This is a genomic window from Micromonospora sp. A200 (genome assembly GCF_029893845.1).
GTDB classification, from domain to species: Bacteria; Actinomycetota; Actinomycetes; order Mycobacteriales; family Micromonosporaceae; genus Micromonospora; species Micromonospora purpureochromogenes.
In genome coordinates this window covers 13,750-34,874 of record NZ_JARXXY010000047.1, presented here as the reverse complement: position 1 = coordinate 34,874, position 21,125 = coordinate 13,750, and the positions used below count along the sequence as shown (strand labels likewise).

Below are 21,125 nucleotides of genomic sequence, written 5' to 3'. Positions count from 1 at the left end.
GAGCATCTATGGCGCGGATCGGGTGGCTATCGCGCGCTGTAGGACCACATCCAAGCCAGAGCCTGAGCCGCCTCCGCATCAAGCTCAGGGTGACGGACGGCCATCGCTGCACCAACACGATCTGCGGCCTGCGCTAGCCCTCCGGGACCGACATCCCAGACCGGGAACTGATCGAACATCTCCTGAACGACGCGTTCGGCGTACCGAAGGAGATGCTCAGGGGATGCGGCGGACATGCCGAGCACCGCGTCCGGGTTGGTGCGGGGCCAGGGATTGCGGCCCCAGCTCATGTAGAGCCGGACAGCCTCGCTCTTCGCCGAATCAACCATGGCGGCGGTGGTGCAGATCGGTTGCCACATGTTGGATCGTGTCACGTGATTGTGGGTGTACAGCCATCCGTACAGCCAAGCCAGCCGACGAGCGCGGGTGACGAGCGGCCGTAACAGACAAGCCGGGCAGGTCAGCCGCAGTAGTCGACGCCGGCCGACAACCGTCTTGATCTTTGCAAGGCAGGGGGCTGGCCGGGCCACGTAATGCGTAGGTCACCAGCCCTCGCCCGGCATGAGCCAGCGGGCCATCCACGGGCCACAAGGCGCGGCGTCGAGTGGTGGATAGACCAGTCCGGCCCTCACCGGAGCATGTCGGCGCTACCTGTCTCCTGATCAACGCCGATCCGGATCGGCCACCCGAAGCTCACGATGTGGCAAAGTCGCCCACCGTCTGCAGTCTGCACCCGCCCGGTCGTTACCTCTTGCACCCTCGGAAGCTCCCGCTGGTCGCCAAGCTCGGAACGGCGACGGGCCAGGAAGTCCGTCGCGATCTGGATCGCCTCGTCAACGTCGATCACGGCAATGACCCTATTCCGAGCTGACAATCTGGGAGCCACGGGTGGGAGCCACCGGGGCGAACGGAGCCGGACGAGCCCGGACCGATTCAGTTGCCGAGAGCGTGACGACCAGGGCGACGCGGACGCCGCCGAACGGCTGCGAAGCGGTCTTGGAAATCTACGGATCAAGAGGTACCGCCTTGGCCGTTGAGGCCGATGCGTCGAGCATCATGCGAGACCAAGCATCAAGCTGGCGGCAAGCGCCCGAGGGGGCGACGGGATGCATAGGTGCGCTGATCGTTCAGCGCAGGCAGAATGGCGTATGTGACGAGCCCTGACCCAGACGCGGAGTGGTGGACGACGTCGGATGTCGCCGAGTACCTCGGCGTCCAGGTCGGCACCGTCAGCTCCTACCGGAACCGCGGCCAGATGCCGGAGCCTGACAAGACGTTTGGCCGCACACATCTGTGGCGCCCGCGAAGGATCGTGTCCTGGCACGAGGGTCGCCCCCGGCTCGGAACTCGCGCCGCTGACCCGAGCAACGATCAGCCCTGGGCCGTCTTGCAGGTCTCCACGGCAGTGGAGACGCGTGACGCGGCGGTTGAGCTGGCACGCCTTGTCGTCGAGGCGAGGCTTGCGGCCGGCGCGCAGATCGTCGGGCCTGTCGTCTCAGCCTTCTGGCACCAGGGCGAGTTCGGCACCGGCGAGGAGTGGCAGCTTCTCCTGAAGACCCATGCTCAGCGGTTCGAGGACCTTCGAGCCTTCCTCCTGGACCATCACCCGTGGCAGAACCCCGAAATCGCCGCCGTACCCGTCGTGATGAGTTCGGACGAGTATGCCGTGTGGGTCGGCAGGACCCTCCTGCTAGACGTGGAGCCCTAGGGGTTAAGCCCTGGCGCGTTCCAACACTTCTCGCACTCCCGGCACAGCGCCCTGATCGCCCAACCGTTGCAGGACCGGGCCCAGACGTTGGCGAGGTCGCACGGAGGCGACGCCTTCCGATAAGTCCAGCACGCGGCCAGCGACCCGGGCGGCCTCCTCGGGCTCCCCCGCCGTGACGTAGGCGTCTGCCAGCCAGCACGAGTACAGGGCCTTGTCTCGGGCGTGAGCGTCATCGAAGCCTTCAAGTACGTCCTCCAAGAGGGGGACGGCACGCAGTGGTCGGCCAAGCTCTGCCCAACAGCGGCCCGTCATGATGGTCACCTCCTGGTCGTCAACCCAGGTCGACCAATCGGGTTCCTGGCTCTCGTTGCGACGCTCCAGCGCGGCGCGCGCTGTTGCCAGCGCCGCATCGGTCTCGCGGGCGTTTCCCATGACAGCGTGTGCCCACGCCCGGCGCTCGTGCAGCAGCGCGGTGACGGTAGCCGGCGCTTCAGTACCGGCTGCGGCGCACGATGCTTCCGCAATCGCCACGGCTTCGCGGGGATCGCCGCCAACTGTCTGATAGGCCATGAACGCTAGGGCGTTTCCGGCGAGGTCGGCCGCGTGCGCTTGATTGGCAATCCTGTGGCTTTCGCCGTACAGCTGCTTCGACAGGTCGAGTTTCCCTGCGTCGAACGCCGCCCAACCAGCTTGCTGCGCCTGCTCCGCCAGAACTGCTTGCAGTCGCTGTTCGACCACATCCGTGTAGCTGCCGCCCGCGACGAGTTTCTTGGTCGTCTCGTACTCCGACAGGTACAACCGGAGCGTATCGCCTCCGCCGAGGACGTCATCGAGCCGGCGGAGTCGCGCAGTCCGTCGCGCTAGAACCTTCGGCAGCTCCGCGCCAAGGCGTCGCCCGGAGGAAAGGTCGGCGATGTCAACGGCACCGAGCAGGGTGCTGGCACCGACGGCAGAGACACGCAGGAAATCTCGCCGATTCACGGTCTCACCTCTGGCATCTGGGGTCGCCGTCTGATTGGCTTCCCAATCTCGTGGAGCCAAGCCCAGCATATGTCCCGGAATTCGCATAGCGTCTGCGATTAAGCTGATCTTTTCGTATGTTGCGATACTTCCCTGCCCACGGGCAAGTGCGCCGACTCTTTCGGCCTTGATCGCGCACGCCTCAGCGATTCTTGAATAGCTGATGCCAGCCCATTTTCGAGCCAGCAGGAACACTGTTCCGAAGTCATGCTGCGCGAGCGCTGCGCGCATATCCTCGCGCTCCAAGACATGGCGCGGAATAGCAGCCCCCCCGACCTTCTGCGACATCTGAGTCTCCACCCCGTCGGTCGTCACCCATCCGCACCCGTCAGTGGCCTACCCATCATGGGTACCCCCGTCGAAGGGTCGAAAGAGTGCTTCCCAGCCTCGCACTCTTACATCCACGGATCAACACAGCGCGATGCCTCAGAGCCTTGACCGGGTACCGACTGACTCAGTACGGTCGAGTCGGTACTGAGTGGCCGCGCTGGGTCACACGGCAGGGGAGGTTGGGCATGGCTAGGTCGAGGTTGTTTGGCGAGCGCCCGGTGGGCGCGGTGACGCTGGTGGAGACGCCGGTGTCGCGGTCGTACGCGCAGAAGGCTCGGGTGGCGTTCCTCGTCGTGGCGGCGTCCGTCGCCCTGGTGGTGGCCGCCACCGCGTCGGTGACGCTGCCGCTGGTGCTCGCGATCGTGGTCGGGTTGCTGTCCGGCGCGGTGTGCGGCCTGGTAGTCGCGTGCCTGGTCCGGGTGTGGCCGGCGCTGCGAGTGCTGTGGTGGTGGGCGTTCGAGATCGCCGCTGCTCTCACCCTGTTCATGGGCATGGCGTACTTGTCTCGGGCGACGCATCCGGCGGTGCCGCTGGTGCTCCTGGCCCTGGTGCTGGGTGTGGTCTTCGGCGTCGGCCGGGTCCGGCGGCGGGTGTCGGCGTGGGTGTGGTGCGTGGTGGTGCGGCATCGGCTGCGGTTGTGCTTCGCGGAGTTCATCCGGTCCGCGTCGCGGCTGCACCCGGGTCGGTTGCCGCTGATCCTGTGGGCGCGGCCGACGCCGGCCGGGGAGCGGGTGTGGGTGTGGCTACGGCCGGGCCTGGACCTGACGGACCTGGACGGCAAGGCGGACAAGCTCGCGGTGGCCTGCTGGGCAGGCGAGGCGCGGATGGTCCGCGCGTCGGCCCGGCACGCCGCCCTGGTGCGAGTCGACATCACCCGTCGTGACCCGCTGACCGGCCTGGTGCCCTCGCCGCTGTCGGCCCTGGTGACGTGGATGCGCGACGAGGAGGCCCCGGTATCGCCGGCCATGCCGCCGCTGGGCCTGGATCTGCTCGACGTGCCGGAGCCGGCACCGGAGCAGCGCAACTCGCGCCGCTGAACCAAGACTCACACGCCCTGACCGGGGTGTGTGCGGTGACCGCCAGCAGGGCGGTTCACCTCCAACACGAAGGAGATCGCAATGGCAAACGACACGACCGTGACGGTGGTCGGCAACCTGACCGCCGACCCGGAGCTGCGGTTCACCCCGGCCGGGGTGGCGCTGGTGAAGTTCACCGTGGCGTCCACGCCTCGGGTGTTCGACCGCACCTCGGGTGAGTACCGCGACGGTGACCCGCTGTTCCTGACCTGCACCGCATGGCGGGACCTGGCCGAGCACATCGCCGAATCATTGGCGAAGGGCACCCGCGTGGTGGTGGCCGGGCGGCTGCGGCTGTCGCGGTGGGAGAACGAGGAGGGCGAGAAGCGCTCCGCGTACGGCCTGGACGTCGACGAGGTCGGCCCGTCGCTGCGGTTCGCTACGGCGACGGTGAAGAAGATGGCCCGCACCCGCAACGGGGACGGGTTCACTCCGGAGACGCCGGCGGATGACCCGTGGTCGACCGCCGCGCCGGCGTCGGCGGCCTGAGCGGAGGGTCGCTGATGTCGACGCTGACCGTTCCCGCCGTACCGGGTGGCATGCCCGCTGACACGCCCGTGTCGATCTTCGACCCGGTGCATGTCGGGGTGGACGAGTTCGGCCACCCGGTGCGGGTCCCGCTGATCTACCGCAACCTGTTGATCGGTGGGGAACCGGGCGGCGGCAAGTCGACCCTGCTGAACCTGATCGTGGCTCACGCCGCCCTGTCCCTGGACTGCCGGCTGTGCCTGCTGGATGGCAAGCAGGTCGAGTTGGGCCAGTGGAAAAGCTGCGCCGACGTGTTCGTCGGCCCGGACATCACGCATGCCCTGGCCACGCTGCGGCGGATGCAGATCGTGATGGACAACCGGTACGCCTACCTGGAAATCGCCGGCCGCCGGAAGACCCAACGCGATGACGTGTTCAGCCCGATCCTCGTCGCCATCGATGAGATCGCCTACTTCTCGGCCACCGTCGGGGACAAGAAGACCCGAGAGGACTTCGCGGGTCTGCTGCGGGACCTGGTGGCCCGGGGCCGGGCGGTCGGCATCATCGTCGTTGCGGCGACGCAACGCCCCTCGTCCGACATCATCCCCACCAGCCTGCGGGACCTGTTCGCCTGGCGGTGCGCCTTCCGGTGCACCACCAACGTGTCCAGCGACATCGTCTTGGGGCACGGGTGGGCCGACCGCGGCTGGTCGGCCAACACGATCAGCCCGACCAACCCCGGCGTCGGCCTGCTCATCGCCGAGGGCGGCACCCCGCAACTGATCAAAGCCGCCTACCTCGATGACGCGGCCTGCGCCCGCATCGCCACCCACGCCGCCCGCATGCGGGCCAACCGCAAGGAGCGTGCGGCATGAGTATCCGTATCCGACCCCGGCCGGACACGTCGCCAACCTGGCCGACCACCGACAACCACCTCCACCCGGACTGGTGCGCCCGAGGACACGCCTGCGGCCTGGGCGAGCACCGGGCACAGCCGGTGACCCTGCGGGTTCCCGGTCACGGCGTGGTGGTCCTGACCCGGGTGCTGGCCGCCGACGGCAGCCAGCACGCCGAGATCCGCACCCGCATCAACCTCGCGGCCGGCGACACCAACGCCCGGGCGCACCTGATGCGGATCGTCACCGAGTTCGACGCGGCCCTGCGGCGGATGGTCCGCCCCCAGCGCCGAACGCCATAAGAACGGGCCGGTAGCACCGGGATCAGCCCTGAGAAAGCACCCCGGACGCCGCCGACCCGCCCCATCAACAGCCCGGAAGGAGCTGCCGCGATGCACGCTACCCAAAACACGGTCGCCGAGCAGGTGACCACCCCGGCCCGCACCCTGCGGGACGCCGCCCTGTACCTGTCCCGCCACGGCTGGACGCAGGGCGCCTACTACGACGCCACGTCGGGGTCGTTCACGCCTCCGGCCTGCCTGGTCGGTGCGGTCGGCATGGTCTGCTACGGCGGACCTGTCGACGCCCCGGCCCAGATGTTCGATGCCCCGGAGTTCGCCGACTTCGAGGCTGCGTTGACCTACCTGGACTGGTACTTGGCTTGTCGGTTCGGCAACGGCCAGTACTACGAGGGGCTCGACAACGCCTACGACTTCAACGACGCCAAGGGCCAAACCGCCGACGCTGTCATTGCCGTCCTCAACGCGGCGGCCGACGCGTGGGACCGCACCAACGGTGGTGCGGCATGAACAAGAACACCGTCAAGCCCGGCTTGACGCGCACCCGCACCAAGCGCGCCAAGCGGTCGGTGGAAACCACCGAGTTCGACGCGTTCGTGCGGCGCATCCTGCGGGCGTACGCCCGTCGGGTCGCGGCCGGCGACATCGAGGCACTGCGGTCACTCGCGGTGCTGTCCACCGAGGTGGACGCCATGACCCGGCTCGCTGTCGCTGGTCTGCGGCAGCCTCCCTACCGCTACTCGTGGGGAGAGATCGCCGACCGGCTGGGCGTGTCCCGGCAGGCGGTGCAGATGCGCTACGGCGACCGCGCCGACCGCGTCGCCTTGGACGAGCGGATCATCCGCGCCGGCCTCGGCGTCACGGTGGCGACCCTCGCGCAGGTGTTCGCCGATCACCACCCTGGTAGCCCGGCCGCTTCGGTGTGCCCGGGCTGCGGCTTCCGCTATCCCGATGGGGTGACGGACTGCCCGACCAACGCCACGGTTCGCCCGCTGCTGTACCGGCGGCGTGGCGAGGACAAGCAGGCGCTCAACGTGCTGACGCCTGACCAGCTCGCCGACCTGCACAACCTCAAGACCGCCCGGACCAACCGGACGGCCACCCGCAGGGCGGCCCAACCCACGCCGCCGGCCTCCCGTGAGGAACCGGCCCTGTTCGGCCTCACTGACAGGAGGGCCACGGCGTGACAACCAATCCGACCAGCCTCCGGCCGGCGGCCGGTGAGCCCCGGTTGGCGTCGATCGCCTCGTGGGCGGTGCTGGCCGCGTCGTTCGGCCTGTCCGCCTCCACCTGGATCGCGCTGGCCGAACTCGCCGGCTTCACCGACCGCATCACGATCCCCGGCACCTCGGTCAGCCTCGCCCTGGCCTGGCTGATGCCCATTGCGGTCGACGGCTACGTGGTCGTCGCCCTGGTGCTGTGGATGGCTCCCGTGCCCGCACGGGTCGCCGCGTTCGCCAAGAAGAACACCTACGGTGCGGCCGGCATCGGCATCGCTGCCCAGTCGGCGTATCACCTGCTCCAGACCAACGCCAACACCGATGAGACCTGGCGCGTGGCCATGGCCGCGATCGTTGGCGCACTGCCGCCGGCGGTCGCCGGTCTGGCCGTGCACATGCGCGCCCTGATCCGCCGGGAAAGCGGCCGAACCCTGACCGCAACCGGCACCGTCTCGGCACCCGCCGAGGCGCCGACCCCAACCGTGTCCGTTCCCGCCGTCCCGGCACCGACGCCCGGCCGGCCCGAGCTGCCCATTGTTCCCGCCATCGAACCCGCCGCACCGGCACCGACGCCGGCCCGGCCCGAGATCCCGACCCCGGCGCAACTGGCCGACCGGATGACCGCACCGCGACCGGCCGTCATCCCGGAGCCCTCGACGCCCCGGCCCGATGCCACTGCCCGCCCCGCCCGTCCCCGACCGAGCGAGCCCGAGAACACCCCGGCACCGACGTTGGCACCGTCCACCACCGACACTCCTGTCACCGCGTCTGACGCTGCCCACCTTCCGCTGCCGATCGTGGCCCCGGACCTGCTCGCCCGAGCGACCCGCGTCGCGAAGCAGTACCGCACCGAGCACGGCACGCCGATCACCCCGGGCCAACTGGCCGTCCGCCTCAAGGTGACTTCCGACGAGGCCACGCAAGCCCTCGCGGTCCTGGACCTCGGCCCCACCAGCAACCGACCCGTCCAGCCCGCCAACGGACGCCCCGTGAAGGCGACCCGTTGACCGTCTCGACGCTGACCGTCGTACCCGAAGCTTCTGCTTCGGGTACGGCCCCGTGCGCCGAGCCGACCGCCCCACCCTGGTACGCCACCTCCACCGACATCCGGCTCCAGGCCGCCGCTCGGCTCACCCAACCCGACCTCACCGAATGGCTGCGCCACGTCCGCCCGGCCGCCGGTTGCACCCGCCCGATCCGCCTGGTCGGCACCATGGCCACCGTCGAGGCCGCCACCGGCCGCCTCCTGTCGGAGCGGTCGACGGCCGACATGCCCGACGGCGTCATCTACAAGCCGTGCGGCAACCGCCGCGCCGCCGTCTGCCCGACCTGCTCCAAGCTCTACCAGCGCGACGCCTACCAGGTCGTCCGCGCCGGCCTCGTCGGCGGCAAGGGTGTACCGGAGCAGGTCGCGCACCACCCGGCGGTCTTCCCCACCTTCACCGCCCCGAGTTTCGGCGAGGTCCACACCCGGTACGTCAAGCGGCACACCTGCACCCGCCGCGCCTCCTGCGACTGCAGGCCCGAACCCTGCCACCCCCGCCGGGAGTCGACCGTCTGCCCGCACGGCGTCCGGCTGGTCTGCTTCGCCCGCCACGAGGACACCGACGCCCGGTTGGGTACCCCGTTGTGCCTGGACTGCTACGACCACGACGCGCAAACGGTCTGGAACCTCTCGGCCGGGGAGCTGTGGCGGCGCACCACCATCGCCATCAACCGCTACATGCACCGCCTGGCCACCGCTCGCGGCATCCCCGACATCCCCTTGACCTCGCCGCGTACCGGTAAGACCCGCTGGGTGTCCCCGGTGCGGCTGTCGTTCGGCAAGGCCGCCGAGATGCAGCGACGCGGCGTCGTGCACTTCCACGCCATCATCCGCCTCGACGGCCGCGACGCGGACGACCCCGACGCCATCGTGCCGGCCCCGCCGCAGCTCGACGCGGCCGACCTGGTGGCCGCCGTCGACCACGCCGCCGCCACCGTTGGCTTCACCACCGCCGACCACCCCGCCCGCCCGGGAGGCTGGCGCATCGCCTGGGGCACGCAGGTGTTGACCAAGGTGATCACCGTTGCGGGGCGGGGCGAGGTGACCGACGCCCAGGTCGCCGCGTACCTGGCCAAGTACGCCACCAAGTCCACCGAGGTCACCGGCCACGCCTCCAACCGGCTCACCGGCGACAGCATCGACATCTACGCTGACCCGGCCGGCAGCCACACCGAACGCCTGATCGACGCGTGCTGGATGCTCGGCACGCCGCGCGACTGGCGGCGGCTGCGCCGCTGGGCGCACATGCTCGGCTTCGGCGGCCACTTCCTCACCAAGTCCCGCCGCTACTCGATCACCTTCGCCCTGCTGCGCAACCAACGCATCGTGTTCCGCCGCACCCAGAGCAGCGGACCGCAGCAAGCCGCGGCCGGCACCGAGCCGACGACGCTGGTGGTCAACTTCCTGCAATTCGTGGGCGCCGGCTGGCACACCACCGCTGACGCCCTGCTCGCCAACGCGTCTGCCGCGATGGCCCGAGAGCACCAGGACTCCGCCCGCGAGTACCTACAGGCCCTCGTCGCCTGACGCGCGATCGAGCGTCAAGCCCACCTTGACACCAAACCGGCCGACCGTCGGCCGTCGCACTCGTGGAATGGAGCACTGGACCGATGAGCACCCAGCGGCAGACAAGCGCTGTCGACCGGCTGTGGACGGTGGAGGATGTCTCGGCCTTCCTCGGCGTTCCGGTAGGCACCCTGTACCAGTGGCGGCACCGCCGTTTCGGGCCACCAGCGGCCAAGGTCGGACGGCACCTGAGGTACGACCCGCAGGATGTGCGGTCCTGGGTCGCCGAGCAGGTGGCGTAGGCCATGCCCGTCGATGACCTGTGGTACCTGAACTCGCGTGGACCTGACGGGGGCCGGCTGCCATCGAAGCGGCACGGGCGGGGTAAGCGGTGGCGGGTCCGCTGGACGGACAACCTCGGTGAGACGCGTACGCAGTTGTTCGAGCGGAAGGTGGATGCTGACCGCCACGACGCCAACGTGCGCGCCGACCTGAGCCGGGGCCAGTACATCGATGACCGGGCGGGCCGCATCACCGTTGCGGCCCTCGCTGAGCTGTGGCGAGACGCCCAACTCCACACCGACAGCACAACCGTCCGGGTGGAGCATGCTGTCCGGCTCCACGTGCTGCCGGGGCTGGGTCGGCAGCAGATCAAGGATGTCCGCCCGAGCCACATCCAGGTATGGGTACGCGACCGGTCGACGGTCCTTGCTCCGACCACGTTGCGGGTGGTCTACACCTACCTCAGCTCGATGTTCGCTATGGCGGTCCGGGACCGGCTGATCTCGGCCAGCCCGTGCGACAAGGGCATCCGGCTTCCGCCGATCAGCCGGGGTACCCGGGTCCTTCCCACGGCGCAGCAGGTGCACGACCTGGCGCGTCTGCTACCGGCTCGGCTGGCAGCGACGGCTTATCTCGCGGCCGGTTGCGGGCTGCGCATGGGCGAGATTCTGGGCCTGGAGGTGGACGACATCGACTTCGATACGCGAGAGGTGCATGTCCGCCGCCAACTCAAGGTGCTCAAGGGTCGTCAGCCGTTCCTTGGCGCGGTCAAGACGCACACCAGCGCCCGCAGCGTCGAGCTGCCTGAGGTGGTGGCGGTGGCCTTGCGTCAGCACCTGGCCGACGGGTGCGACGCGGTCGAGGTCGACGACGACACGGACCGCCGCCGGCCGGTCCGCCGGGCCGCGCGCCTGCTGTTCCGGGGTGTCGGTGGCGAGCCGGTCAACGCGGCGACCTTCTCCCGGACGTGGGCGACCGCTCGGGAGGCGGTCGGCCTGCCGGCGCGGTGGGGGATACACGGACTGCGGCACTACTACGCGACGGTACTGATCCACGCGGGCGCATCGGTGAAGACCGTCCAGCTCGCGCTGGGGCACAGCACGCCGACCGTCACGCTCAACACCTACGTCCACGAGTGGCCGGACGTGCTCGACCGGACCCGGCTGCTCATCGACGGCGCACTCGGTCAACACGAAACGGCGGCCACGCCGGCTGTGAGCCGGGCATGACCGCCGTCCGTGAGGTTGTACCCAACCTGTACCCAAGATCAGTGGCGATCCTGTTGGTCCAGGTCAGCGCCTTGATCGACCTCAGCAGTCGAAGTACATGGCGAACTCGTGCGGGGTCGGGCGCAGGCGCACCGGGTCGACCTCGTTGGCGCGCTTCCAGCCGACCCAGGTGGAGATCAGGTCCGGCGTGAAGACGCCCCCGTCGAGCAGGTAGTCGTGGTCGGCCTCGAGGGCGTCGAGCACGGCCGGCAGCGAGCCCGGCACCTGCTTGACGTCGCCCCACTCCTCCGGCGGCAGGTCGTACAGGTCCTTGTCGATCGGCGCCGGCGGCTCGATCTTGTTCTTGATGCCGTCCAGGCCGGCCATCATCATCGCCGAGAAGGCGAGGTACGGGTTGCTGGACGGGTCGGGGACCCGGAACTCGACGCGCTTGGCCTTGGGGTTGCTGCCGGTGACCGGGATGCGGGTGCAGGCGGAGCGGTTGCGCTGCGAGTACACCAGGTTGACCGGCGCCTCGAAGCCCGGAACCAGCCGGCGGTACGAGTTGACCGTCGGGTTGGTGAAGGCCAGCAGCGACGGGGCGTGGTGCAGCAGGCCACCGATGTACCAGCGGGCCGTGTCGGACAGGCCGGCGTAGCCGGTCTCGTCGTAGAACAGCGGTTCGCCGTTGAGCCAGAGGCTCTGGTGGGTGTGCATGCCGGAGCCGTTGTCGCCGAACAGCGGCTTGGGCATGAAGGTGGCGGTCTTGCCGGCGGCCCAGGCCTCGTTCTTGATCAGGTACTTGAAGAGCTGGAGCTGGTCGGCGGAGTGCAGCAGGGTGGAGAACTTGTAGTTGATCTCCGACTGGCCGGCGGTGCCGACCTCGTGGTGCGAGCGCTCGACGGTGAAGCCGGCGTCGATGAGGCGGCGGACCATGCTGTCGCGCAGGTCGGCGTAGTGGTCCACCGGGGGTACGGGGAAGTAGCCGCCCTTGTAGGCGGTCTTGTAGCCGCGGTTGCCGCCGTCTTCCTCACGGCCGGTGTTCCACGCGCCCTCGATCGAGTCGATGTAGTAGAACGACTGGTGGGCGGAGGTCTCGTGGCGGATCGAGTCGAAGATGTAGAACTCGGCCTCGGCGCCGAAGTACGCGGTGTCGGCGATGCCACTGGCCGCCAGGTACGCCTCGGCCTTCTTCGCCACGTTCCGCGGGTCCCGCGAGTACGCCTCGCGGGTGAACGGGTCGTGGATGAAGAAGTTCAGCGCGAGGGTCTTCTGCGCGCGGAACGGGTCGATGAAAGCGCTCGCGACGTCCGGGAGCAGGAGCATGTCCGACTCGTGGATCGCCTGGAAGCCGCGGATCGACGAGCCGTCGAACGCGAGGCCGTCGGTGAAGACGCTGTCGTCGAAGGACTCGACCGGCAGGTTGAAGTGCTGCATCACGCCGGGCAGGTCACAGAACCGTACGTCGACGAACTTCACGTCCTCGTTCTTGAGGTATCGCAGGAGTTCCTCGGGATTGGCAAACACACGTCCTCCTGGCACGTCCACTCCGGTGGCTGGGCACTGACGACGCTATGGCCGTGCGGTTGCCCGGCCGTGTCTCCTCTGTTTCCGCCGTGTTACGTCGCTCGCGGAGCGTCATCGGCGCCGCTCAGCCCTCGGCGGGTCACCGTTCGGACGATACCCGCTGGGAGGGTGTATGGCTAATTGATGCGGTTGGCCCGATTCTGCGATACGTGCCGATCCGGCGTCCGCCGCCCGCCCCGGCCGCCGTCGGCAGGGCGCTGACTACCCTTGACCGTCGTGACCAACCCGCACGCCGCGGCACCGGTGCCGCCCGCCGCCGATCCGTCCTTCACCCCGCCGAGCCTCGGCCGCCGGTTCGGTGCCCTGGTGATCGACTGGGTGCTCTGCCTGCTGGTCGCCCGCGGCTTCGCCGACCCGGTCAGCGACGGCTGGGCCCCACCGCTGGTGCTGATCCTGGAGTACGGCTTCTTCCTCGGCCTCTTCGCGCAGACCCCCGGCATGTTCATCACCAGGGTGCGCTGCGTCGGCTGGGCCGACGGCGGCCGGATCGGGCTGCTCCGGGCGCTGCTGCGGGGCCTGCTGCTCGCCCTGGTGGTGCCCGCGCTGCTCATGGACGAGCACCGGCGCGGCCTGCACGACCGGCTCACCGGCTCGGTGATCGCCGACGCGCCCCGCCCCACCCGCCGCTGACGCGCCGCCGGCCGTTTCCGGGGGCATGATCGACTCCAGGTCGCCGACATGGGCCTGTCCCGGTCGTCCGGATCCCGTCGCATCGGCGGAACGGAGTGGATCATCGCCTCCGGGCGCACGAAAGAGCCGGGCCCGAAGGGGCCCGGCTCTTCGCGTACGTCGGGGGTCAGCGGCCCCGCGTCTGGCGGAACGCGCGCGGCGGCCGCATGTTCTTCGGGATCGCGCCCTTGGGCATCTGCGGGCGGGCGGTGAGCGCCTTGAGGCGCTTGTCCAGGGCGTTGACGTCCTTGCCCTGGAGGTTGCGCGGCAGCTTCATCAGGGTCATCCGCAGCTTGCGGATCGGCAGCTCCCCCTCGCCCTGGCCGATCATGTAGTCGTAGAGCGGCGCCGAGCCGATCACCTTGGCCAGCCGGCGCTTCTCCTGGCCGAGCAGGCCGCGCACCCGCTGCGGGTTCCCCTCGGCCAGCAGGATCACGCCGGGGCGGCCGATCACCAGGTGGACCATGTCCATCTGCGTGGTGGAGCTGACCGCCGGGGTGACCCGCCAGTCGCCGCGCATACTCTCCATGATCTGCGCCGCCGCGCCGGGCTGCCCCTCGGCCGCGTTCATCATCGCCTTGTTCGACCGCAGGTTGAGCACGATCAGCACGGCGAGCAGGGTGATCAGGATGCCCACCGGCAGCCAGATCCAGCTCCAGAGGATCACCGCGACCACGGTGAGCGCGAGCGGGATCAGCACCGCCGCAGCGGTCAGCGGCGCGAACCACCTGTCCTGCTTGGCGGTGAACCGGAACACCATCCCGATCTGCTTCAGCCGCTGGCCGAACGAGACCTTCTCCTGGGGCTTTGCCATGCCCCAGAGTCTAGTGGTCCCCGCCGCCGCGAATGATCCGCGGCCGGCTGAGTACCTTACGCCGCCTCAGCGGGCGTTTCCGGCCCCGGTAAGGAGGGCGCAGGCCCGAAGATCAGGCACCGCACCCATGCCACAGGGGCACCTTCGCGCGGAAAGTCGACATCAGCGAACGACGACCCCGAAGGAGCCCGACATGTTCGGCAACGACGCAGACTTCCTCCTCTCCATCCACCGCAGCCACGCCGCCGAGCTCCAGGCCGACGCCGAGGCGGCCCGGCTCGCCCGGTCCCTGCCACGCCGGCACGGCCGTAGCTGGCTGAGCCGCCGCAGCCGCCCGGGCCGCACCGACGCCGCCCGCCGGTGACGACCGTGGCCACCGCCGCTGCGGCGGCGAGCACCGGCCCCACCGGGGTGGCGGCGACCACCGGCCCCACCGGGGTGGCGGTCGCGGACCGCCCGGTCGGTGGGGCCGGTGCCGGTGGCGGGCGTGGCATGCTCGGTGCCGTGACCGTACGCGCCGCCAGCACCGTCCTCGTCGGCCGCCAGGGCGAGGTCGGGTCGCTGCGCACCGCCCTGGCCCGCGCCCGGGCCGGGGAACCCACCACCGTCCTGGTCGGCGGCGAGGCCGGCGTCGGCAAGACCCGGCTGCTGGAGGAGTTCGGCGCGCTGGCCGGCGCCGCCGGCGCCCGGCTGCTGGTGGGCCAGTGCCTGGAGCTGGGCGAGGCCGGCCTGCCCTTCGCGCCGTTCGCCGCCGCACTGCGCGAGGTGCTGCGCCGCGACGGTCCCGGCGTCTTCGACGGGTACGAGCCGGAGTTCGCCCGCCTGCTGCCCGAGCTGGGCCGGGGACCGGCCGCCGTCGCCGTGCCGGCCGGGCCGGCCCTCTCCGACGCCCCCCGGGGCTACCTGTTCGACCTGGTCGGGGAGCTGTTCCACCGGCTCGCCGCCGACCAGCCGCTGGTGCTGGTGATCGAGGACCTGCACTGGGCCGACCGGTCCACCCGCGACCTGATCGGCTTCCTGGTCCGGGCCGCCCGCACCGCCCGGTTGCTGCTGGTCTGCACCTACCGCACCGACGAGCTGCACCGGGGTCACCCGCTGCGGCCGTTCCTGGCCGAGCTGGACCGGGCCCGCAGCGTCGAGCGGATCGAGCTGGGCCGCCTCGACCGGGACGGCACCGCCGCGATCCTCGCCGACATCCTCGGCGCCGAGCCGGCCGCCCGCGCCGTCGACGACGTCCACGAACGTACCCAGGGCAACCCGTTCTTCATCGAGGAGCTGGCCGCGGCCGGCGACCCGGTCGGCTGCGCCACCCTGCCGGAGACCCTGCGCGACCTGCTGCTGGCCCGGGTCGACCGGCTCCCCGACGCCGCGCAGCGGGTGCTGCGGATCGCCGCCGCCGGCGGTACCCGCTTCGCGCACCAGCTCCTCGCCGAGGTCGCCGGCCTGCCCGAGCCCGAGCTGGAGGACGCGCTGCGCGCCGCCGTCGCCGCCCAACTGGTCGTCGCCGACCCGGACGGCGACTACGAGTTCCGGCACGCCCTGGTCCGCGAGGCCGTCCACGACGAACTGCTGCCCGGCGAGCACGCCCGACTGCACGCCCGGTACGCCGCCGCCATCGAGGCGCAGCCGCACCTGGTCGCCGCCGGCCGCGCCCCGGCCGAGCTGGCCCACCACTGGTACGCCGCCCACGACCACCCCCGCGCCCTGGTCACCGCCCGCGCGGCGGCCTGCGCCGCCGCCGACCGGTACGCGTACGCGGAGCAGAGCCGGCTGCTGGAACGGGTGCTGGAACTGTGGGAGCTGGTGCCCGACGCCGCCGACCGGCTCGGGATGGACCACCTCGCGGTGCTGGAGGAGACCCTGGACGCCGCCACCACGGCCGGCGACTACAGCCGCGCGCTCACCCTCACCCGGGCCGCGCTGGCCGAGGTGGACGCCGACGCCGCGCCGCTGCGCGCCGCCCGGCTGCTGGACCAGCGGGGCCGGCTGCTCGCCCTGCTCGGCAAGAGCGACGGCAGCGCCGAGCTGCGCGAGGCGTACCGGCTGGCGGGCGGGGTGCCGGACGGACCGGAGCGGGTCCGACTCCTCGCCGACATCGCCGCGCACCTGGTGAAGATCGATCCGCAGCTGGCCGCGGCCGTCGCCGCCGAGGCGCGCACGGTCGGCGCGGCGGTCGGCGAGGACCTCGCCCTGCTGCCCACCCGGATCGCCATGCTCTGCCGCACCGACCGGGCCCCGGACCTCGGCCTGGCCGAGCTGCGCCGGGCCGAGGCGCTGGCCCGCGCCGCCGGCAACGCCCCGGCGCTGGTCAGCGCGTTGGTCCACCTCTCCGACGTGCTCTTCGAGCTGGGCCGTTACGCCGAGTCCGCCGACGCGGCCGCCGCCGGGGTGAGCGAGGCGCGACGGGTCGGCATCAGCCGCTCCACCGGGGCGTACCTGCTGTCCAACCAGGCCGAGGCGCTGCTCGCCCTGGGCCGCTGGGACGAGGCCGACGCGGCCTGCGCCGACGCGGCCCGGATCGACCCGCCCGGCGTCTCCGGCCTGCACTGGCTCCAACTGCGCGCCGGGCTGCGGCTGGCCCGGGCCCACCCCGCCGCCGACGAGCTGGTCGGCCGCGCGTTGGGCTTCCTCGCCCGGCCGTACCTGTGGCCGAACCACCGGCTGCCCCTGCACGAACTGCGGATCGAGGCGGCGCTGGCGGCCGACGACAAGGTCGAGGCCGTCCGGGCGGCCCGCGCCGCGCTGGCCGACGACCGCCTGCCGCACCTGCCCCGCGAGGGGTGGCCGGTGCTCAGCGCCGCCGCCCGTACCGCCGCCCGGGTCGAGGACCGGGAGCTGGCCGCGGCGGTCACCGCGCTCGCCGCCGAGCTGCCCGTCCGGCAGCCCGCCGAGCAGGCCCACGCGGCCCAGGTCGCCGCGCTGCTGACGGCCGGCGGTCGCGCGCTGCCCGCCTGGCGTACGGCGGTGCGGGCGTGGCGGGTCGGCGGCCAGCCGTACCCGCTGGGGCGGGCCCTGCTGGCGCTGGCCGAGGCGGCCGCGTCGGCGGGGGAGCGGGACGAGGTCGCCGAGGCGGTGGCGGAGGCCGCCGGGATCGCCCAGCGGTTGGGCGCGACCCCGCTGGCCGAGCAGGCCGCCACCCTGGCCCGCCGGGTCGGTTTGCGCGGGGCGAGCCGGGGCCGCCCCGGCGCGGACCTGCTCACCTCCCGCGAACAGGAGGTGCTGCGGCTGGTCGCCGAGGGGCACAGCAACAGCCGGATCGCCGAGCAGCTCTTCATCTCGCCGAAGACCGCGAGCGTGCACGTCTCACGGATCATCGCCAAGCTGGACGTCACCAACCGGGTCGAAGCCGCCGCCCTCGCCCACCGCCTCAACCTCCTGGACCCCCCACGCTGACCCATCCGCGGCGGCAACACATCGAATGGCCGCCGACCCCCCGCCAGCCTGGTCGTGCCGGCGTGACACGGAGCGGCTACGGGGCTGAGCGGGTGGCGTAGCCGGCGAGTGAGGGTTCGAGGGCGTCGAAGGCGATGTGCGCGTAACGGGTGATGGCCTGGGCGATGTCGTCGTTGTGGTGACCGGCAAGGGTGCGGCGCATGGTTTCCTCGAACAGCAGCCGGTGGACGCCGGCCAGTTGGGTGGCGGCGACGCGAGGGGTGATGTCGTCGTGCGGGGCGTCGGTTGCCTCGGTCAGGGCGGCGGCGAGGGCCTTCTCCCGGTCGTCGTGGAACTCCCGAAGGCGGGCCACCAGCGCCGGGCTGTCGGTGATCATGCGGGCGAACCGGGGGCCGGAGAACCCGATGACCGGGTCGTGCGCCGCCACCGCGGTCAGGTAGGCGCGGCGCAGCGCGGTGAGCGCCGACTCGCCCGGTTGGCGTTCGCGGACGGTCGTGGCGAGCTGCTGGACAAAGACATCGTGCATGTCCAGGGCCAGGTCTTCCTTGCGGGGGAAGTAGTTGGTGACGGTCATCTTGGCGACCTGGGCTGCGGCCGCCACGTCGGCGATCGTCACGTTGTCGAAGCCGCGTTCGAGGAACAGTCGGGTGGCCTGGTTGGAGATGTTTTCCCTGGTCTGCTGCTTCTTGAGGGCTCGGAGGCCGGTGGGCGGGGTGGTCATGCCGCCGACTATACATGGCATGGACCAAAACTTTTACTTGACATACCTATAGGTCGGACCTAAGTTTAGGTCTGCAGGGGAACGGCCAGCTCGGAAGGGACCACCACCAATGCCAGACAACGTCCGCACCGTCCGCACCAGCACCGCTACCGGACCTGGCGGCGCCGGGCCCGGGGGGCGGCAGTCGCGTACCGACCACCGGATCGCCGCGATCCGGCAGCGCACCGCACTGCCGGTTTCCCGGCACCGCCCGCGCCGGATCCCCGGCCGCCGCTGACCGACCGTCCCGACCAACTCCAGTCGCCGATCCGGAAGGACACCGCTTCTTGCCTGCCACTACGCGCGCCGTGCCCGCTGGCCCCACCACCGATGCGGTGGCCGACTACCTCAAGACGATCGGCCGTAGGCCGCTGCTGACCGCGGAGCAGGAGGTTCGCCTGGGGGAACGCGTCGAAGCCGGAGCCATCGCCCAGCAGCGACTCGACGCCGGCGGCGACCGGCTCGGCTCCGCCCAGCGCGCCGAACTGCGGCGGCGCGCGGCGGACGGACAGTGCGCCAAGCAGCACATGGCCGAGGCCAACCTCCGGTTGGTCGTTTCGATCGCCAAGCGGTACGCCGTGGCCGGGCGGCTGCCCCTGCTCGACCTGATTCAGGAGGGCAATATCGGGATGATGCGCGCGGTGGAGAAGTTCGACCACCGGCGTGGGTTGAAGTTCTCCACCTACGCCACCTGGTGGATCAGGCAGGCGATCGGGCGTGCCCTGGCCGACCAGGGCCGCACCATCCGGCTTCCCGTCCACCTGGTCGAGGAGCTGAACCGGGTCAACCGCACCCGCCGCGCGATGGCGCAGGAGTTCGACCGGGATCCCACGCCCGGCGAGATCGCGGCGCGTCTGGACCTGTCCGTGGACAGGGTGGAACTACTGCTGCGCCACGACCGCGAACCGGTGTCGCTGGACACCCCGGTCGGCGCGGACGCCGGCACCGAGCTGCGCGACCTCATCCCCGACGACGGGCCCGACCCCGCCGCCACGGTCGCGGCCGGGTGGCGGCGCCGCTACCTGAACGCCGTGCTGGCCACCCTGTCCGAGCGGGAAGCGGCCGTGATCTGCCAGCGATACGGCCTGGACGACGACCGACCCCAGACCCTGGACCAGATCGGCAGGAAGCACGGGCTGACCCGGGAACGCATCCGCCAGATCGAAAGCCAGGCAATGCGAAAACTGCGCCATCCCACCCGGGCCCGCATGCTGGCCGACCTGCACGCGTGATGCACCGCCCGCGCCGGACGCACGGCACCCATCTCACCCCGAGGACATCCCTTGACACCTGATCCCATGACCGTCCACCCGCTCCCCGCCTTCGACCGCGTGGTGTTCCTCAAACCCTTGGTCACCTCGCCGAAAATCGTCGTCGGTGAGTACACGTACTACGACGATCCCGACGGCGCGACCGGGTTCGAGCACCGCAACGTGCTCTACGGCTACGGGCCGGAACGGCTGATCATCGGCAAGTACTGCGCGATCGCCGCCGGCACCCGGTTCCTGATGGCCGGCGCCGAACACCCCACGATGGGGGTGTCCACCTTCCCGTTCACCATGTTCGGCGGTGACTGGGCCGAGCGGACGCTGGACATCGTCACCGGCATGCCCAGCCGCGGCGACACCGTCGTCGGCAACGACGTGTGGTTCGGCTACCAGGCCACCGTGCTGCCCGGCGTGCGGATCGGCGACGGCGCCATCATCGCCACCGGTGCGGTGGTCAGCGCCGATGTGCCGCCGTACACCATCGTCGGTGGCAACCCGGCCCGCCCGATCCGCCAGCGGTTCGATGACGCCGACGTCGAACGGCTCCGCCGCGCCGCCTGGTGGGACTGGCCCGCCGACCTCGTCACCGAACACGCGCGCACCATCATGGCCGGCGCCCCGGCCGACATCGCCCGCATCGCCGCCGAACACGGACTGGAGGTCGCATGAGCCAGGTATCGATCGCGCAGTACGCGGTGGCCGACGGGGGGCCGTACGCGATCACCACCGGGACGGACGGTGCGCTGTGGTACACGCTGGTCGGCAGTGGGCGGATCGGTCGGCTGGTGCCCGGCGGCGAACCGGAGACCCACCAGCTCGACCCGGCGTGCGGACCGACGATCATCACGTCTGGTCCGGACGGTGCGCTGTGGTTCACCGAGTACCAGGCGCACCGCATCGGCCGGATCACCATCGACGGCACCCTCGCCGAGTTCCCGCTGCCGACACCGCAGTGCGGGCCGTTCGGCATCGCCGCCGGACCCGACGGCGCGTTGTGGTTCACCGAGACCGCAGCCGACCGGATCGGCCGCATCACCATCGATGGCCAGGTCACCGAGTTCCCGCTGCCGGCCACCGGCGCGTTCCCGTCCGCGATCACCGCCGGAGCCGATGGCGGAATGTGGTTCACCATGAACCAGGCCAACGCGATCGGCCGGATCGGCCCCGACGGTGCGATCACCGTTCGTCCGCTGCCGACCGAGGCCGCCGCGCCGGTCGGGATCACCACGGGACACGACGGCGCCGTCTGGTTCGTCGAAATCGCCGCCGGGCAGATCGGGCGGATCACTCCAGATGGCGGGATCACGGAGTTCCCGCTGCCTGACCGTGCCGGCCGGCCGCACGCCATCACTCCGGGCCGCGACGGCGTCCTGTGGTTCACCGAATGGGGCGGCAACCGCGTCGGCTCCATCACCACCGACGGCGTCATCGAGGTGCACGACCTGCCCACGCCCGGCTCGGAGCCGCACGGCATCACCCTCGGCCCGGACGGTGCCCTGTGGACCGCGCTGGAGACCGGAGCCCTCGCCCGCATCACTGCCTGATCAGGAGATCATTGCCCGTCACGTTCATGACG

23 protein-coding genes are annotated in these 21,125 nt (G+C 71.0%); 17 read left to right on the top strand and 6 right to left on the bottom strand.

Features of this window, described 5'->3' with window-relative positions:
* Positions 1-26: 26 nt before the first annotated feature.
* Together M2302_RS29740 and M2302_RS29735 are read right to left on the bottom strand one after the other, a co-directional pair.
* Positions 27-359 carry a hypothetical protein gene (locus M2302_RS29740; protein WP_280841130.1) on the bottom strand — a complete coding sequence of 111 codons (333 nt, stop codon included), beginning with the start codon at positions 357-359 and terminating at the stop codon, positions 27-29.
* A gap of 269 nt (positions 360-628) precedes the next feature.
* Positions 629-847: a hypothetical protein gene (locus M2302_RS29735; protein ID WP_250795344.1), complete on the bottom strand. Its 219-nt coding sequence runs from the start codon at positions 845-847 to the stop codon at positions 629-631.
* 540 nt (positions 848-1,387) lie between these two features.
* Here M2302_RS29735 and cutA point away from each other — a divergent pair.
* A complete protein-coding gene (gene cutA, locus M2302_RS33225) occupies positions 1,388-1,708 on the top strand; it encodes a divalent-cation tolerance protein CutA (RefSeq protein ID WP_348529479.1) in 321 nt (106 codons plus the stop codon).
* 3 nt (positions 1,709-1,711) lie between these two features.
* Here cutA and M2302_RS29725 read toward each other — a convergent pair whose 3' ends face one another.
* Positions 1,712-3,016: an XRE family transcriptional regulator gene (locus tag M2302_RS29725; protein WP_280841128.1), complete on the bottom strand. Its 1,305-nt coding sequence runs from the start codon at positions 3,014-3,016 to the stop codon at positions 1,712-1,714.
* 227 nt (positions 3,017-3,243) lie between these two features.
* On the opposite strand from M2302_RS29725, the gene M2302_RS29720 reads away from it, so the two are divergent.
* The 10 genes from M2302_RS29720 to M2302_RS29675 all read left to right on the top strand — a co-directional run bounded on the left by M2302_RS29720 (position 3,244) and on the right by M2302_RS29675 (position 11,079).
* Positions 3,244-4,095, top strand: a complete 852-nt coding sequence (locus M2302_RS29720; protein WP_280841127.1) for a hypothetical protein — start codon at positions 3,244-3,246, stop codon at positions 4,093-4,095.
* Between the two features lie 81 nt (positions 4,096-4,176).
* Positions 4,177-4,623, top strand: a complete 447-nt coding sequence (locus tag M2302_RS29715; RefSeq protein ID WP_280841126.1) for a single-stranded DNA-binding protein — start codon at positions 4,177-4,179, stop codon at positions 4,621-4,623.
* Positions 4,590-5,477 carry an FtsK/SpoIIIE domain-containing protein gene (locus M2302_RS29710; RefSeq protein ID WP_280841125.1) on the top strand — a complete coding sequence of 296 codons (888 nt, stop codon included), beginning with the start codon at positions 4,590-4,592 and terminating at the stop codon, positions 5,475-5,477. The genes M2302_RS29715 and M2302_RS29710 overlap by 34 nt, the downstream gene beginning before the upstream one ends.
* The gene (locus M2302_RS29705; protein WP_280841124.1) at positions 5,474-5,800 is read left to right on the top strand and encodes a hypothetical protein; all 327 of its coding nucleotides are present in this window, start codon (positions 5,474-5,476) and stop codon (positions 5,798-5,800) included. Before M2302_RS29710 ends, M2302_RS29705 begins: the two co-directional genes overlap by 4 nt.
* Positions 5,801-5,890: 90 nt before the next feature.
* Complete coding sequence (locus M2302_RS29700) at positions 5,891-6,307, top strand: hypothetical protein (protein WP_280841123.1); 417 nt, start codon at positions 5,891-5,893, stop codon at positions 6,305-6,307.
* Positions 6,304-6,984, top strand: a complete 681-nt coding sequence (locus M2302_RS33220) for a hypothetical protein (protein WP_348529478.1) — start codon at positions 6,304-6,306, stop codon at positions 6,982-6,984. Before M2302_RS29700 ends, M2302_RS33220 begins: the two co-directional genes overlap by 4 nt.
* Complete coding sequence (locus tag M2302_RS29690; protein WP_280841122.1) at positions 6,981-8,024, top strand: hypothetical protein; 1,044 nt, start codon at positions 6,981-6,983, stop codon at positions 8,022-8,024. Before M2302_RS33220 ends, M2302_RS29690 begins: the two co-directional genes overlap by 4 nt.
* A gap of 98 nt (positions 8,025-8,122) precedes the next feature.
* The gene (locus M2302_RS29685) at positions 8,123-9,589 is read left to right on the top strand and encodes a replication initiator (RefSeq protein ID WP_280841135.1); all 1,467 of its coding nucleotides are present in this window, start codon (positions 8,123-8,125) and stop codon (positions 9,587-9,589) included.
* Positions 9,590-9,672: 83 nt separating this feature from the next.
* On the top strand, positions 9,673-9,870 hold the full coding sequence (locus M2302_RS29680; RefSeq protein WP_280841121.1) for a helix-turn-helix domain-containing protein: 198 nt from the start codon (positions 9,673-9,675) through the stop codon (positions 9,868-9,870).
* A gap of 3 nt (positions 9,871-9,873) precedes the next feature.
* Positions 9,874-11,079, top strand: coding sequence for a site-specific integrase (locus tag M2302_RS29675; protein WP_280841120.1), 1,206 nt, complete (start codon positions 9,874-9,876; stop codon positions 11,077-11,079).
* 81 nt (positions 11,080-11,160) lie between these two features.
* Here M2302_RS29675 and glnA read toward each other — a convergent pair whose 3' ends face one another.
* Positions 11,161-12,585, bottom strand: a complete 1,425-nt coding sequence (gene glnA / locus M2302_RS29670; RefSeq protein WP_210779768.1) for a type I glutamate--ammonia ligase — start codon at positions 12,583-12,585, stop codon at positions 11,161-11,163.
* A gap of 303 nt (positions 12,586-12,888) precedes the next feature.
* Between glnA and M2302_RS29665 the strand changes: the two genes are divergently transcribed.
* Positions 12,889-13,275: an RDD family protein gene (locus M2302_RS29665; protein ID WP_280841134.1), complete on the top strand. Its 387-nt coding sequence runs from the start codon at positions 12,889-12,891 to the stop codon at positions 13,273-13,275.
* Positions 13,276-13,441: 166 nt separating this feature from the next.
* Here M2302_RS29665 and M2302_RS29660 read toward each other — a convergent pair whose 3' ends face one another.
* Entirely contained in the window at positions 13,442-14,128 is a 687-nt protein-coding gene (locus M2302_RS29660; RefSeq protein WP_280841119.1) for a DUF4191 domain-containing protein, read from the bottom strand.
* A 193-nt stretch (positions 14,129-14,321) separates the two neighbouring features.
* Here M2302_RS29660 and M2302_RS29655 point away from each other — a divergent pair, with 193 nt between their 5' ends.
* Both M2302_RS29655 and M2302_RS29650 read left to right on the top strand, forming a co-directional pair.
* A complete protein-coding gene (locus tag M2302_RS29655) occupies positions 14,322-14,492 on the top strand; it encodes a hypothetical protein (protein ID WP_210779766.1) in 171 nt (56 codons plus the stop codon).
* 5 nt (positions 14,493-14,497) lie between these two features.
* Complete coding sequence (locus M2302_RS29650; RefSeq protein WP_280841118.1) at positions 14,498-17,521, top strand: helix-turn-helix transcriptional regulator; 3,024 nt, start codon at positions 14,498-14,500, stop codon at positions 17,519-17,521.
* Between the two features lie 76 nt (positions 17,522-17,597).
* Here M2302_RS29650 and M2302_RS29645 read toward each other — a convergent pair whose 3' ends face one another.
* Positions 17,598-18,242, bottom strand: coding sequence for a TetR family transcriptional regulator (locus M2302_RS29645; RefSeq protein ID WP_280841117.1), 645 nt, complete (start codon positions 18,240-18,242; stop codon positions 17,598-17,600).
* Positions 18,243-18,589: 347 nt separating this feature from the next.
* Here M2302_RS29645 and M2302_RS29640 point away from each other — a divergent pair, with 347 nt between their 5' ends.
* From M2302_RS29640 to M2302_RS29630, 3 genes are all read left to right on the top strand, one after another.
* Complete coding sequence (locus M2302_RS29640; RefSeq protein ID WP_280841116.1) at positions 18,590-19,513, top strand: sigma-70 family RNA polymerase sigma factor; 924 nt, start codon at positions 18,590-18,592, stop codon at positions 19,511-19,513.
* 66 nt (positions 19,514-19,579) lie between these two features.
* Positions 19,580-20,218 carry a CatB-related O-acetyltransferase gene (locus M2302_RS29635; RefSeq protein WP_280841115.1) on the top strand — a complete coding sequence of 213 codons (639 nt, stop codon included), beginning with the start codon at positions 19,580-19,582 and terminating at the stop codon, positions 20,216-20,218.
* On the top strand, positions 20,215-21,093 hold the full coding sequence (locus M2302_RS29630; protein WP_280841114.1) for a virginiamycin B lyase: 879 nt from the start codon (positions 20,215-20,217) through the stop codon (positions 21,091-21,093). Before M2302_RS29635 ends, M2302_RS29630 begins: the two co-directional genes overlap by 4 nt.
* Positions 21,094-21,125: the final 32 nt, after the last annotated feature.

What these genes read in the sequence shown, in the direction of transcription:
- M2302_RS29740 (WP_280841130.1), bottom strand. Translation starts at nt 359, where the DNA reads ATGTGGCAACCGATCTGCACCACCGCCGCCATGGTTGATTCGGCGAAG.
- M2302_RS29725 (WP_280841128.1), bottom strand. Translation starts at nt 3,016, where the DNA reads ATGTCGCAGAAGGTCGGGGGGGCTGCTATTCCGCGCCATGTCTTGGAG.
- M2302_RS29720 (WP_280841127.1), top strand. Translation starts at nt 3,244, where the DNA reads ATGGCTAGGTCGAGGTTGTTTGGCGAGCGCCCGGTGGGCGCGGTGACG.
- M2302_RS29715 (WP_280841126.1), top strand. Translation starts at nt 4,177, where the DNA reads ATGGCAAACGACACGACCGTGACGGTGGTCGGCAACCTGACCGCCGAC.
- M2302_RS29705 (WP_280841124.1), top strand. Translation starts at nt 5,474, where the DNA reads ATGAGTATCCGTATCCGACCCCGGCCGGACACGTCGCCAACCTGGCCG.
- M2302_RS29700 (WP_280841123.1), top strand. Translation starts at nt 5,891, where the DNA reads ATGCACGCTACCCAAAACACGGTCGCCGAGCAGGTGACCACCCCGGCC.
- M2302_RS33220 (WP_348529478.1), top strand. Translation starts at nt 6,304, where the DNA reads ATGAACAAGAACACCGTCAAGCCCGGCTTGACGCGCACCCGCACCAAG.
- M2302_RS29680 (WP_280841121.1), top strand. Translation starts at nt 9,673, where the DNA reads ATGAGCACCCAGCGGCAGACAAGCGCTGTCGACCGGCTGTGGACGGTG.
- M2302_RS29675 (WP_280841120.1), top strand. Translation starts at nt 9,874, where the DNA reads ATGCCCGTCGATGACCTGTGGTACCTGAACTCGCGTGGACCTGACGGG.
- M2302_RS29660 (WP_280841119.1), bottom strand. Translation starts at nt 14,128, where the DNA reads ATGGCAAAGCCCCAGGAGAAGGTCTCGTTCGGCCAGCGGCTGAAGCAG.
- M2302_RS29655 (WP_210779766.1), top strand. Translation starts at nt 14,322, where the DNA reads ATGTTCGGCAACGACGCAGACTTCCTCCTCTCCATCCACCGCAGCCAC.
- M2302_RS29645 (WP_280841117.1), bottom strand. Translation starts at nt 18,242, where the DNA reads ATGACCACCCCGCCCACCGGCCTCCGAGCCCTCAAGAAGCAGCAGACC.
- M2302_RS29635 (WP_280841115.1), top strand. Translation starts at nt 19,580, where the DNA reads ATGACCGTCCACCCGCTCCCCGCCTTCGACCGCGTGGTGTTCCTCAAA.
- M2302_RS29630 (WP_280841114.1), top strand. Translation starts at nt 20,215, where the DNA reads ATGAGCCAGGTATCGATCGCGCAGTACGCGGTGGCCGACGGGGGGCCG.